General features: G+C 37.9%; 8 protein-coding genes. 3 read left to right on the top strand and 5 right to left on the bottom strand.

Annotated elements, in window-relative coordinates:
* Window positions 1–18 precede the first annotated feature (18 nt).
* The 3 genes from BTO08_RS19125 to BTO08_RS19115 all read right to left on the bottom strand — a co-directional run bounded on the left by BTO08_RS19125 (window position 19) and on the right by BTO08_RS19115 (window position 4,600).
* Window positions 19–1,014 (bottom strand): D-alanine--D-alanine ligase, encoded by a 996-nt coding sequence (locus BTO08_RS19125; protein WP_105062177.1) that lies wholly within the window; start codon window positions 1,012–1,014, stop codon window positions 19–21.
* 307 nt (window positions 1,015–1,321) lie between these two features.
* Window positions 1,322–2,227 (bottom strand): SPOR domain-containing protein, encoded by a 906-nt coding sequence (locus tag BTO08_RS19120; RefSeq protein WP_105062695.1) that lies wholly within the window; start codon window positions 2,225–2,227, stop codon window positions 1,322–1,324.
* Window positions 2,228–2,440: 213 nt separating this feature from the next.
* Entirely contained in the window at window positions 2,441–4,600 is a 2,160-nt protein-coding gene (locus BTO08_RS19115) for a TonB-dependent siderophore receptor (RefSeq protein ID WP_242446305.1), read from the bottom strand.
* Between the two features lie 366 nt (window positions 4,601–4,966).
* Here BTO08_RS19115 and BTO08_RS19110 point away from each other — a divergent pair, with 366 nt between their 5' ends.
* Window positions 4,967–5,476 (top strand): hypothetical protein, encoded by a 510-nt coding sequence (locus BTO08_RS19110; protein WP_105062175.1) that lies wholly within the window; start codon window positions 4,967–4,969, stop codon window positions 5,474–5,476.
* A 56-nt stretch (window positions 5,477–5,532) separates the two neighbouring features.
* Here BTO08_RS19110 and BTO08_RS19105 read toward each other — a convergent pair whose 3' ends face one another.
* Window positions 5,533–7,221, bottom strand: a complete 1,689-nt coding sequence (locus tag BTO08_RS19105) for a GGDEF domain-containing protein (RefSeq protein WP_105062174.1) — start codon at window positions 7,219–7,221, stop codon at window positions 5,533–5,535.
* Between the two features lie 303 nt (window positions 7,222–7,524).
* On the opposite strand from BTO08_RS19105, the gene BTO08_RS19100 reads away from it, so the two are divergent.
* Entirely contained in the window at window positions 7,525–10,263 is a 2,739-nt protein-coding gene (locus BTO08_RS19100; RefSeq protein ID WP_105062173.1) for a bifunctional acetate--CoA ligase family protein/GNAT family N-acetyltransferase, read from the top strand.
* Window positions 10,264–10,339: 76 nt separating this feature from the next.
* On the opposite strand, the gene BTO08_RS19095 is transcribed toward BTO08_RS19100, so the two are convergent.
* Window positions 10,340–12,289, bottom strand: a complete 1,950-nt coding sequence (locus tag BTO08_RS19095; RefSeq protein ID WP_105062172.1) for a CHASE3 domain-containing protein — start codon at window positions 12,287–12,289, stop codon at window positions 10,340–10,342.
* Between the two features lie 273 nt (window positions 12,290–12,562).
* Between BTO08_RS19095 and BTO08_RS19090 the strand changes: the two genes are divergently transcribed.
* Window positions 12,563–13,420 carry a DUF4344 domain-containing metallopeptidase gene (locus tag BTO08_RS19090; protein WP_105062171.1) on the top strand — a complete coding sequence of 286 codons (858 nt, stop codon included), beginning with the start codon at window positions 12,563–12,565 and terminating at the stop codon, window positions 13,418–13,420.
* Window positions 13,421–13,463 lie beyond the last annotated feature (43 nt).

Genomic DNA, 13,463 nt, shown 5'->3' with positions numbered 1-13,463 from the left:
CACAGTGAGGTGAATGCGTTACTCAACTGCGTTTTTAATCGCTTGTTCAATAAAATCAGCAAATTTATGACCGTGATGCTCTAGCATTTTCGGGAACATAGAAATTGGCGTCATACCTGGGAAAGTATTGATTTCGTTAAGTAGGATTTCGTTATCTTCACTTAGGAAAAAATCAATACGAGAAAGATCTTTCAGCTTCATTTGCACAAACGCTTTACGAGCGTAAGCGCGGATAGATTCAATTTGGTCTTCCGTTAAGTTCTCAGCTTCAACCATGGTGGTTGATACACTATCAGCGCTGTATTTTTCTTCGTAGCTGTAGAATTTATCAGTAGGACAAGATACTTCACCCGGCTTGGTGATCACTAGTTCGTCACCGTATTGGTAAGCAGCAATTTCAAGTTCTCGTGGACGAATCGCTTTTTCAATAAGCACTTGATCAGAGTAACCAAAAGCATTGTTAACAGCATCAGTTAGTTCTTGCTCTGTCGTTACACAGTAACAACCAACTGATGACCCCTGACAAGCTGCTTTAACAAAGACCTTGCCCCACTTTATAAATGCTTCAAGTGCTTCTTGATGCGCTTCTTGGCTATTTTCACTTAGGAAAACATAAGGTGTGTTAGGAATATTTAGCGCATCAAACCACAGTTTGGTTGTGATCTTATTAAAGCAATTTGTGCTTGCTTCTGCACCACAACCTAAGAAAGGTAGGCCTGCGATTGTCAGTAAAGATTGCAGGTCGCCCGTTTCACCTGGGAACCCATGAACACAAGGAATGACATAATCGATCACAACTTCTTGATCGCCAACAATCAATGTTTTATCTAAATTTAGCTCGCAAGAACGATTTTCAGCGTCTAACCAGCCGTCATTTTTAGTCATCTCTACACGAGTATATGTAACACCGTTGATCGTTTTTAGCTGCTCTTCAATAAAGTTTGCTGATACGAGAGAAACTTCATGCTCAGCGCTACCGCCACCGCATAATAATAAAACATGGATAGAGCTCATCATCATCCCTTGTAAACGCCGTTAGCTTTCGATGTAACTAACGTGAAATAATTAATAACTTTGATACAAATAGAACCAATGCAAAATCGTCAAAGTCTGTGTGAATAACATAGTAATCAAAAAAAACGATACTGTGCACCCTCTGCTATCGCGAATCGTGATTTATTTTAAATTTGGCTAGTTACTTGCTTAGTAAATCAACGCTTCTAACACCGTGCTTACATGTATCTGCTGAACGTTCGGCAATAAAAAAGTCATTTACCGTAATAAATGACTTTTAACCAATATAATCTGTTATATGAAATGCTTAACGAATACGTTGCAATGTTGGATATTGTGTTGCTTCAATATCTGCGAGATTACGAACAAATGCGCCAGATTGAACCACCTTTTGAGGCATAGCTGCCAGTGCTGCTTTTGCGGTTTCATAATCACTGTAATGGCCATATAGCAAGGTATAGACACTACTACCATTGATCATCTTATCATTTAGCCATGCAGGTTGATCTGCTGGTAACTGACTTAAATAAGGTTTGAACTCATTTGTTTCACGCATAGCTAAGAGTTGAATGCTGAATCCTTTAACTGCTGTGGTTTTCTCTCCTACTGCAGTTTCTTCTGTCGTCGTCTCTTTATCAACCGCGTTTTGTGTTTCATCAATAGGCTGCGTATTTGGCGTGGTTTCTGTCGCTTGTTCATTCACAGCTTCAGGCTGTGGCATACTTTCAACTGTCTTTTCTGCCGCTTGATCAGTTGTTGCTGCCGTCGCAACTGACGCTGTAGTTTCTGTTGCCGCCTCAACTACATTTTTGTCCTGAGTATTTTCAGCAACACGTTGTGGTGAGACTTGATGATCTTCACCCACGATATCTACCATATCATTAGGTGTTTGAACCTTAGCATTATCAGCTTGTGCTATATTTTGCTCAGGTTCTATCGCTGTTGTCTGTGTATTTGGGGTTTCAGTCACGGAAGGTTCAGCAGAAGGTGTCGTTTCTGTTGGTAGTTGTTTTTCACTAATGGCAACAGAGTCACTGGATAAATATAAAGGTTCAGACACAACACTTGGATCGACTTCCGCCACGGTATCGATAGGTTTTATTGTTTGTTCTGCATTAGATTGATTAATTGTTTCAATCGGGGCTTGAGTGTGCGGTGTCGACATACAGCCAGTAAGTGCAGCTAGCATACTGATAGTAAATATTTTTTTCATGATTGGATTCAGACCTAACGAAAGTGTAGCAACAACATTAATGATATTCTGCCGTGCCTTCATTCACCAATCAACAGTAACCTTATATTAATACACTCTTTATTAAGTAATTGTTTTAAAAGTCACGCTAAAAAGGAAAAAAAGAGCCCTGCATAATACAGGGCTAAATGTTACGGATAAAAAGAGTTAATAAGAATAAGTAAATTCGTTAGATTAAAATGTTGCATTGACGCCTAATGTGAACTCTCGGCCATCAGCTACAGTTGTACTTGTTTTACCACCACCACCAAAGTATTCGGTATCGAATAGGTTCTTAACATTTAAGCGCAATTCAACATCTGTTTCAGCAACACTCATGCCGTAAGAGACACCTGAGTCAAAACGAATATATCCATCTTTCGACACTGTGTTTTGGTTATCAGCAAAACGTTTACCTTCATAAACTGCACCAAGGTTTAATGCTAGTTGGTCATTAACTTCATAACGACTCCACACATTTGCAGACCACTCAGGCGTATCAGCAGGTCGTTTACCATTTAGGCTATCACCTGCAGGTCGTTCATATTTAGCATCTAAATACATCATAGAGCCGGTTAAGAACAGTTGGTCCGTAACTTGTCCTTGTGCTCCAAGTTCAAAACCACGGTGTTTTTGCTTGCCTGCTTGAGTTGTGATTTGATCAAAGTTAGGGTCATCAACGATTTCTTCCGTCACTTTAATATTTGAAACTTCAATATCAAAGATAGCACCTGTTAATAATAAGCTTTCATCAAACAATGCCCACTTTGCACCTAACTCATACTGCTCACCGTATTGCGGTTTTAAGTTAAGGCCGTCATTAACATCACTTTTGTTATTAACAGAGCCTTGTGGCATGAAACTTTTCGAATAATTCACATAGATACTGCTATCTATTGTAGGATTAAAGACTAGGCCAGCTTTAGGAGAAACAGCATAGCTGTTATTACCATAGCCTTCTTTATGCTGCTCGTCGTAACGAACACCTGCTAAGACTTTCCAGTAATCATTGATAGTCATTAAATCTTGTACATAAAAACCAAAGTGTTTGTATGAGCTATCACTTGTTGAACGTGTACTATTGTTATAGAAGTCTGGTTTTTCAACGACATCGCCAGGTTTTACTTCAATGAAGTTATTACCATTTGCGTCTTTGTACGTATAGCGTGTTTGTGAGTAATCATAATCAAGAATATTGGCACCTAAAAGTAACTGGTGTTCTAATCCAAAAGTCTCGATACGCCCCGTTAAGTCAACATAACCTGTTTGGAAATTCCAATCGTCATAGCGATCAAACGGTTTAATGAAATAACCATCTGCCATATCGTCATAGCAATTCTTTTTATTACATTGGTTTGGCTGTGAAGCTACATAGTTTCGATCATATTGCTGCTCGTTATAACCAAGTTTAACTTTCCAGTCAGTATTAATTTGGTATGTTAAATCAGCACCAATATTGGTCACTTCTTTATCTGTTTGCGCCCACGGCATATCCCAGATAGTTTCTCGACTACCGATAAGATTGCCTTCATCATCCAGACGTCCACCGTCAATACCTGATTTATCATTGGTTTTACTGTAAGCAAGTGACAATAATAGATCGTCCGTTACATCAAACTCTAAGTTCAAGTAACCAACACTTTTATCACCCTTATTGCGCTCACCATTCTGTTTGTATTTTCGCGCAGAAACACTATCTTGTTTTGAAAGTACAGTACGGTAACGAATCGTCTCAGCATCGTTTAAACTACCGCCTGCATCTAAGCTATAGCGAGTAGAACCATTACTATTAACATCAAAACCCACTTTAGCCATATTTTCATAGGTAGGTTTCTTAGTAACCATGTTAATCAAACCACCTGGACCTGATTGACCATAAAGCATACTTGATGGGCCTTTAAGCACCTCTACTTGCTCTAAAATCTCTGTAGGTTGCAGATAATATGAAAAATGTTGATGGCCATTTACAAGATAGCCAGAGCTTGAACTTAAATCGAAACCGCGAATTTTAAAATATTGAAACCCCCACTTTTGACCACCAGCAGTAACGCTCGAGTCATTTTCAAGAATGTCACCTAAATTATTCGCCAATTGTTCATCAGTAATAAAGCTTGGGATAACAGCAACTGACTGTGGTGTATCAATTAAATTGATATCACTTCGCATTGCACCAAATGCTTCATCAGCTTTGTAATGGTTAAACTGATTACCGAATACAACAACACGTTCAACGTCGTTATTTTCAGATAGATCATTTGATGGCTTATTTTCCTCTGCAATAGCCGGCATAGAAATTAGAGTACAAATAGCCAATGGAAGTGGCGACAACTTAAAAAGTGGTGATGGAATTTTCACAACAACCTCGAGTAATAAAACACGTCTAAAACTTATGGCTGCCAAATATAAATGTGATGAATTATCATTTTTATTTAATTTACACTGTTTACATTTCTTAACTTAAATATACAAAAAATGATAAATTAAAGCACAATTGTCACGTAACAATACCCATAAGATATACAAGGGTTACTATTTGCCAGAAAATGTCTGATATCTAAGGTTTCATCACTTTACAATTCATCGTCGATATTTTTAAGTGAATAGTGTTTTTTTAAAGTAGGTCAATGAAAAGCTATATTGACTAAATAGTTATTTAAGTCGGCATCTTCATTCAGTAAACTGATCCCATTATTTTGTATTGCGTTTTATTTTGGAGTAAATATGGCTGATCCCCATATTAAATGTGAACTTGATTTATTAGATAAGCTCACTGTTGTGCTTTATCGTTCTGCATTAACGATTGCCGCACTTATCATGGCTATTATTGGCTACGAAACGATACAGGCAACGCCATTCTTAATTATTGTTGCTTTATTAGCTTCAACAACCGTGCATATTTATGACAAACGCTTCCGCTGGTTAATTCAAGGGGCTGGCTTATTTGCTGCTATTTGGCTAATTGCTGGATTGTGGCAACCATTAGCATTAGGTGCTGCTTTATTTGTGTTTAGCGCACTTTCCGTCAAAGAATACTTTTGTTTTCAAATTAAAGCATTGCTACTTACCCCAATTGTATTAGCTGGCTTTTGGTTCTGTTTTATCTTTAATGTTCCCGCTGGCGTTATTGCGTGTGCAATGCTTGGTGCAATCTTGTTAGGCATTGCAGCGTTTAGTAAGTGGCGCATGCCATTACATTTCGATATTGGTGATAAAACCCGTTATCAAGTTTAAGCAATTACGCTTTATTGAGTATAAAAAAAGAGATCATAATGATCTCTTTTTTTATACTAGCACCTTGCTAATTTACGACTCTTTTTCTGCCTATACATATTCTTATCTGCAATCTCGAGTGCCAATTTAACACCTCCATCTAATATGCCAATGCCATATGAAAAACTCAAATACAACTTTTGAGATGAAAAATGCGCTTCAATACTATGACGTATTTTTTCCATTCTTTTATCTATAACATCAATATGTTGGCTATCAAAAAGCACAATGAACTCATCTCCACCAAAACGAATCATTATATCGCTCTCGCGTAGCATGGTTTTCATGGTATAAGCGAAATCACGTAGCACTTGATCACCTTTACTATGCCCATGGGAGTCATTAATTAATTTAAACCCATCAAGATCGATAAAAACTAATCGTTGATGATCTTTAACATAACTTGACTCTAGGTAGTGCTTTTGAAAGCAACCCGTCAAATTATCAATAGAGATTTTTCCGTTATCTTCATAGACACTACAAATAACAAAATCTTTACCAAAGTGAGTTAACTTTTGGCGGTAGGTATGAAAAGACTGGTTACCACTTTCTGTTTCTACCGTTTCATTCGATGTAATGAAACAACTATCACCATTAAGTAATTCTTGATCTAGCGCTAAACAAGTACGGTAATCAGGAAAGATTCGACACACTTCATCAACAGGTACGTTAACTAAATCCATATTGAGATAATCGATATGTTTTTGATTGTTATAAATCGTATTTCCCTGATGATCACGAATAATAACAAAGGCATCACAGGTACTAATCAATGATGACATCAGTAAAGAAGGTGCACTGTTACAGTTTTCTAGGATCTCTTTATAGTTCTCATTGATCCTGTGCTGCTCTGCATAAACATCAAAACTATTTGGGCTTACACCAATAATATTGTAGTGATCAATTTTCGTTAGATTTTCTATTGCTAATTTTACTTCGATTGGGCTTTTAGAACGATTAAGATCATAAATCGCCCGATCGAGCGCTAAACATAAAGACTGCTGCCCTTTTGCAATAACTGGCAAGGACTTTGTAGGTTGCAATTTATCTACATGTAACGGTTTTGAAAAATAGAAACCTTGATATTCCATCTCTCCAAACTGCTTAAGCAAATTCAATTGTTCAAAGGTTTCTATTCCCTCAACAATCACCCTTTTGCCTAGAACTTTAGCTATTTTTTCATAAGTTGTTCGAACTAATGAATAAGCAACATAGCTTTGATCTATATTCTCAATTAGTTTTCGGTCTAATTTAATGTAATCAACATCAAGATGGATAAACATCTCACTATTGATATACCCTTTACCATAATCATCCAGCGCAAAACTCACATCGACCGACTTTAACTCTGCAATAGCTGCTTGAATTTGACTAAAATCATGACTCCTATCATGACTAGTTAGCTCTAAGATGATATTTTTCTCAACGGCGAAAATTTCTTTACACTGCTTAATAAACTCATGGTTAATCAAACTGTTAATTGAAACATTAATCGCAATTCTTATCTTTGACGCACAATGATTAACTGCACGTTGCTCAAGCACCTGACGAATAACCATAAGATCAAAACTCACGGTATCTTCTACAGAGTCAATATAGTTTTGAATATTAATTGATTCTTCAGCCGCACATAGTAGCGCTTCATAAGATGAGACTTCACCGTTGATATATCTGGGCTGATAGTGAAATGAAAGGTTAGATAGCATTTTATTATTATTCTTTGTTACTTTATGAGACTGTAGAATAATTCAACAACTTAAAATACTCCAAAAGAAACTGTAACAAAATTTAAATAAAAACAATTAGATAGCTTATTAGCATAAATAATCACAAAATGAACGAATTGTATAACTTTCTGGTCATATATCGATATTCAATATTCTTCTTTTCTTTATTTTATTATTAATTTATTACGTTCAGATCACAGCTCTTTCGCTAGGTTTTCCATCTTATCTGATTCAGGTTTATTCTATAACTAGCTTACCTATTAACTTTAAAGGATATCGATCATGGATGGGATGAGACGCTTACTCAAACCAAAATCAATTACCGTTATTGGCGCATCAGATAATCCTTCGCGAGCCGGTAATGTGGTTATTCGTAATCTCTTATCCGATCAATTCCGTGGTCCTATCATGCCTGTTACGCCAAAATATGATGCGGTAGCAGGCATTCTTGCTTATCCTGATATTGCTAGCCTACCGCGTATCCCTGATTTAGCCATTGTTTGTACTCGGGCTGAGTTAAATATTGATATCGTTGAACAACTGGGTAAGAAAGGTGTTAAAGCTGCAATTATTCTTGCGGCAGGAATGAATAATCCACAGTTAAATCCATCCCCTTTTACGCCAAACCACAAGCCAAGCCTTGAAGATCAAATGTTGGCGAAAGCCAAAGAATATGGAATGCGATTAATCGGCCCTAATAGTATGGGATTGATTTTACCGTGGCTAAACTTGAACGCATCGTTTTCTCCCATTAGTGCTAATAAAGGTAATATTGCCTTCATCTCTCAATCGGCAGCTGTTTGTACCACTATTTTAGATTGGGCAAAAAATAAAAGTATTGGATTCTCTACCTTTTTGTCACTCGGTGATGCTTGCGATATTAACTTTGCCGAGTTATTAGATACCTTATGCCAAGATTCTAAAACAGAAGCGATTTTGCTTTACATTGATTCGGTAAAAGATGCACGGCGCTTTATGTCTGCCGCTAGGGCCGCAGCTCGTAACCGCCGAATACTGGTGTTAAAAAGTGGCCGAACACAAGCGGGTAGCTCTGCTGCACATATCCATACCGGTGGTGATATAGGCTTAGATGCGGTTTATGACGCTGCGATTAGGCGATCTGGTATGTTACGCGTAAACAATACTCATGAACTGTTTGCTGCGGTTGAAACACTTGCCCACTCTGTGCCCTTACGAGGTGAGCGCTTAGCGATTTTAACCAATGGCGGTGGGCCAGCCATTATGGCTGTTGATGCGCTTTCAGATCGCGGTGGTAAGCTAGCCCAGCTCAGCGCTGAAACCATTAATCGGCTTTCAGCTGTTTTACCTTCATGTTGGTCTCACTCTAACCCCATTGATATTATTGGTGATGCTGATATAACGCGGTACCAACAGACGGTTAAGATCTTATTAGACAGTGATGATTTTGATGCCTTATTGATCATGCACAGTCCATCTGCTATTGCGCCCGATACAGCAACTGCAGATGCACTCGTTGACACTCTCCACCAGCACCCTCGAACTAAACGTTTTAATATTTTGACTAATTGGGCGGGTGAAAATGAAGCTGCTACAGCACGAAGAACCTTTACAGAAGCGGGTTTTCCTGCCTATCGCACACCTGAAAGCGCAGTCTCTGCTTTCATGCATTTAGTCGAATACCGACGTAACCAAAAGCAACTTATGGAGACGCCAGCTTCAGTTGGCTACGACAATCATAATTCACATCAAGTCCATGAATTAGTGAATATGATGCTGACAAATAATATTCATCATTTGGAAACGCATGAAGCTCGCCCGATTTTAGAATGTTATGGCTTTAATACTCTACCAACATGGATTGCACTTGATGCTGTTGAGGCCGTTCATATTGCTGAGCAAATAGGCTATCCCGTCGCGGTTAAGTTACGTTCTCCAGATATACGACATAAATCAGAAATACATGGTGTTGTGCTTCATTTACGTACCGCAGCAGAAGTTGAAACCGCAGCGCAAGCTATCTTTGATAGGGCAGCTATGCTTTACCCCACTGCGCGTATTGATGGATTGTTAGTACAGCGTATGGCAGATCGTTCTGGCGCACAGGAGTTGCGGATCGATGTTCACAATGATCCGATCTTTGGCCCAGTGATCTTAATGGGAGAAGATAATGCACATTGGGATATCCACCGTGATGCTGCAGTAGGTATACCACCATTAAATATGGCGCTGGCTCGTTATATGGTGATCGATGCTCTAAAAACAGGAAAAATCAAACAGCGCAGTGCGTTAGAGAAAATAGATATACCTGCTTTATGTAATCTATTGGTTAAGATCTCGCAATTGATCATCGATTGCCCTGAGATCAAAGCTCTTAATATTCATCCATTATTAATCAGCGGTAGTGATCTCACTGTATTAGATGCTTCAATGGATATTCAATCTTTCAGTGGTGATAAACAAAAACGCCTTGCGATACGTCCTTACCCTAAAGAGTACGAAGAAAGTTGTGTGCTCAAAGATGGTCAAACCTTACTATTACGCCCTATTTTGCCGGAAGATGAACCGTTACATAAAACCTTTATGTCTAAGGTTTCGGTTGAAGATCTTTATAAGCGCTTTTTCTCTGATGTCGGCGAGCTAAACCATGAAGCACTCGCTAAGTTTACGCAAATAGACTACGACCGTGAGATGGCTTTTGTTGCAGTGGCCCAAAATGCCAATATCAACCCAGATACGAATGAGAAAGAAGATGTTGTTTTAGGTGTTGCTCGGGCATTATCCGACCCTAAAAATCATGATGCCGAGTTTGCGATTTTAGTACGCTCTGATATGAAAGGATTAGGACTTGGCAGTATCTTAATGGACAAGTTAGTGAGATACAGTAAGCAACGTGGATTGCAATATTTATCGGGAATGACGATGCCATCTAATCGTGGGATGATCCATCTTGCAGAGAAAGTCGGTTTTAGTATTGATGTACAACTAGAAGATGGCATTGTGGAAATGCTACTTCCACTTACAGATAAAAAAGATAGCTAATCTCCGAGGCAGCAATTCGATGGATTCATCAAATTGCTGCCTTTTTGATTTTATTACTTATACTAAAAATCTACCGTTAAACTTTAAATTGACGAATTATATAATGCATCTGAGATGATAAATCAGATAATTCTTGTGTTGATTTCACGGTTTCATTAACACTTTGAGCACTTTGCTGAGAAATCATATTCACCGTTTCCATGTTTCTATTTATTTCTTCAGTCGTTGTACTTTGCTCTTCTGAAGCATTAGCACTTTGTGTATTCATATCGTTGATCTTGGCAATAGATTCGCTGATCACCCCAAACGCATCTCGGGATTTCGTCGCATTCACAACACTTTCTTTCACAAAGTTATTACTCTTATCCATGCTGACAACTAGTTCGTTAGTGCCTAGCTGTACTTTTTCAATTAATACTTGGATTTCTGTGGTTGAATCTTGCGTGCGTTTTGCTAACTCTCTGACTTCATCAGCCACAACCGCAAAACCTCGCCCTTGATCGCCAGCTCGTGCCGCTTCAATTGCAGCATTTAAAGCCAGCAAATTCGTTTGATCTGCGATGCCGCGAATAACATCTAAAATTCCACCTATATTTTCAGTCTCTTGCACCAATTGATTTAACCGTACTGAGGTGAGGTTTATTTCTTCATCAAGTTGATGGATACCTTCTATTGTATCTTTAACAATGATAATCCCTGATTGCGCTTCCCTGTTTGCTTCATTAGCGAATTGAGCGGCTGAAAAGGCATTCTGTGCAACTTCTTGAACTGACATAGACATTTGATTCATCGCCACTGCCACTTCATCTGTCATATGTTGTTGTTCTTTCACACCTTGGCTTGATTGCGTCGTTATCGTGGTTAAATTATCTGATGCATTTCCAAGTTGATCACTCGCATTACTCATTTTTAAAATGATTTGTTTTAAACTATCTGCTGTTGTTTGTAATGCCGTGAGTAATACACCTACTTCATTATTACCATTTGGCTTGATTTGAATCGTTAAATTACCGTTAGCGAGCTCTTTTGCGGCAACAACCGCTCGTCCTATTGGTCCAGTGATGGTTTTCGAAATAATAATGCCAATAATCAAGGCAAGAATCGCTGTAATGATTCCCCCCCAAGTAATCACTTTGGTTGCTAAATCCGCAGCATTTTCTGCCGATATTTTACGTTGCTGCATTAAGTCTTTTTCAACTACGATGATATCATTTACTTTAGTACGCAGTTCGTCCATGTAGATCTTGCCTTGCTTCGTTGAAAGCTCTTGGTATAAATCTTCCATCACTTTGTAATCAAGCCCATTTTTTATCAGCTTAATTGCAACCTCAGCATAATTATTAATCCAAGCATTGACGTTTTTATCTTCAAACTTGTTGAATTTAAATATATTTTCTAACTCTTTCTTACCGATGTAATACGGCTCAAGGTAAGCTTCATCTTTATTAATGATATAACCACGTAATCCTGTTTCCATATTAATTAACGCTTGGAGTACATCAGTGCTTTTATAGCCAAACTTCCTATCTTTTACTTCAACTCGAATCTGATCCATAAGCTTCTTCCCCATTCCAGAAGCTAATAGTTCATCGATTTCAATGGCTGCATTTTCACCACTTTTAATATCTTTTCGAAGCTTAATGATCTTTTCTGCATACTTTTGCCAGTTCATCGCATCACTCTCGACTTTATCAAACCGTCGTTGTTGTGTTGGATTATCACTGGTCAATTGTTTAACAATATTAAGATCTTTTTTGAACCTATCTTTACCACTCACATAAGGTTCTAAATATTCAGTTTGTCCACCAATAGCAAAACCGCGCAGTCCTGTTTCCTGATCAATCATCGCACTAACAAGCCCATTCGCATGATCGATTACTTTATATGTGTGTTCTACTTTTTTGGATGTTTGCTCCATTGTATTAATTGCATTCCATACAATGGTAAATAAAACGCCAAGTAAAAAAATAACGAAGCCATTACTTATTAGTAGCTTATTTCTTATTGAAATATTGGAGATATTCATAATGTATTAGCCTTTTATTATTGAGTAATAACGGCAGATATGACGGCGATCACTTCAGTGAACCCAAAATGTCCATAGCTTATAGCCTTATATAGGATAAGCAATTAATTGCATTTAAATTTATAAACTACAGTAATTTGTTTTAAAACTGAGAATATCAAACGTATTGATAAAATTATCTTTAAAGCCGTAGCATATTTAGCTTACAAAAATGCCTTATACACTATAATTTTCACTTTAAAGACAGTTATCCGAATTATGTGAGGTGTTACTGTGTATAACTATCTAAGCACTGAGGGATATAAAACACGTCATTATTTATATTTACTCACCACTATCATGAGTTTTTTGTTTCTATCGCATTTTACTTACGCAGGAACGACCAAAAATATTGGTACCAACATTCCTGTCGACGACCATTACGGATTAGCGCTTGAACCTGCTCCAACTATCACTTATCGCTTTTTGCCACCAGCGGTTGGACAGCAACAGATTGAACAATTTATTGAACAATCTCCTGTACTCGAAACGATCAAACAACTTAGCCAACGTCGTTTTATTTTCTCACCCAGTTTACAGATTGTGTTCGGTTCGGAAGATGGTCCACTGTTTGATCCTGTGACAAATTCGATCCACATTCCTTATCAATTTGTCATTGAAGCACGTAAGCGTTTTAAAAATAAAGGGGGGATTAACAATCAACGAGAATTAAACCAAGCAACAGAAGATACATTATTACATACCCTACTACATGAAATTGGTCATGCTTATATTCTCGATAGAGCAATTCCTATTTTGGGCAAAGAAGAGGATTCCGTTGATAACTTTGCTACCATTCTATTACTTAACGATATCGCAAGAGGAGATGAAATAGCGATGAACTCCGCCGACTTATTTGCGTTAGAAGATCTGGATATCGACAGTTTTGATGATGCGGATTTTGTCAGCGAGCACAGTTTAGATTTGCAGCGTTACTATAATATTTTATGTTTAGTGTATGGCAGTAACCCTAGTCGTTATCAACGTATTTTTGATGAGTTACCCGTTTCTGAACGCCAACAGCAAAAAGAGCGTTGTCCTGAGTATTTTGCAGTCATTAATCAAGGCTGGTTGCATTATCTTGCCGAATAACGATGAGTAAGCTGATATGAAATGATATATTCATTGTCGATCT

It is taken from the genome of Photobacterium angustum, assembly GCF_002954615.1.
In the GTDB taxonomy this organism is placed as follows: domain Bacteria; phylum Pseudomonadota; class Gammaproteobacteria; order Enterobacterales; family Vibrionaceae; genus Photobacterium; species Photobacterium angustum_A.
The sequence above is the reverse complement of the archived record's forward strand: the minus strand, read 5'-3'. Positions and strand labels throughout refer to the sequence as shown.

What these genes read in the sequence shown, in the direction of transcription:
- BTO08_RS19125 (WP_105062177.1), bottom strand. Translation starts at nt 1,014, where the DNA reads ATGAGCTCTATCCATGTTTTATTATTATGCGGTGGCGGTAGCGCTGAG.
- BTO08_RS19120 (WP_105062695.1), bottom strand. Translation starts at nt 2,227, where the DNA reads ATGAAAAAAATATTTACTATCAGTATGCTAGCTGCACTTACTGGCTGT.
- BTO08_RS19110 (WP_105062175.1), top strand. Translation starts at nt 4,967, where the DNA reads ATGGCTGATCCCCATATTAAATGTGAACTTGATTTATTAGATAAGCTC.
- BTO08_RS19105 (WP_105062174.1), bottom strand. Translation starts at nt 7,221, where the DNA reads ATGCTATCTAACCTTTCATTTCACTATCAGCCCAGATATATCAACGGT.
- BTO08_RS19100 (WP_105062173.1), top strand. Translation starts at nt 7,525, where the DNA reads ATGGATGGGATGAGACGCTTACTCAAACCAAAATCAATTACCGTTATT.
- BTO08_RS19095 (WP_105062172.1), bottom strand. Translation starts at nt 12,289, where the DNA reads ATGAATATCTCCAATATTTCAATAAGAAATAAGCTACTAATAAGTAAT.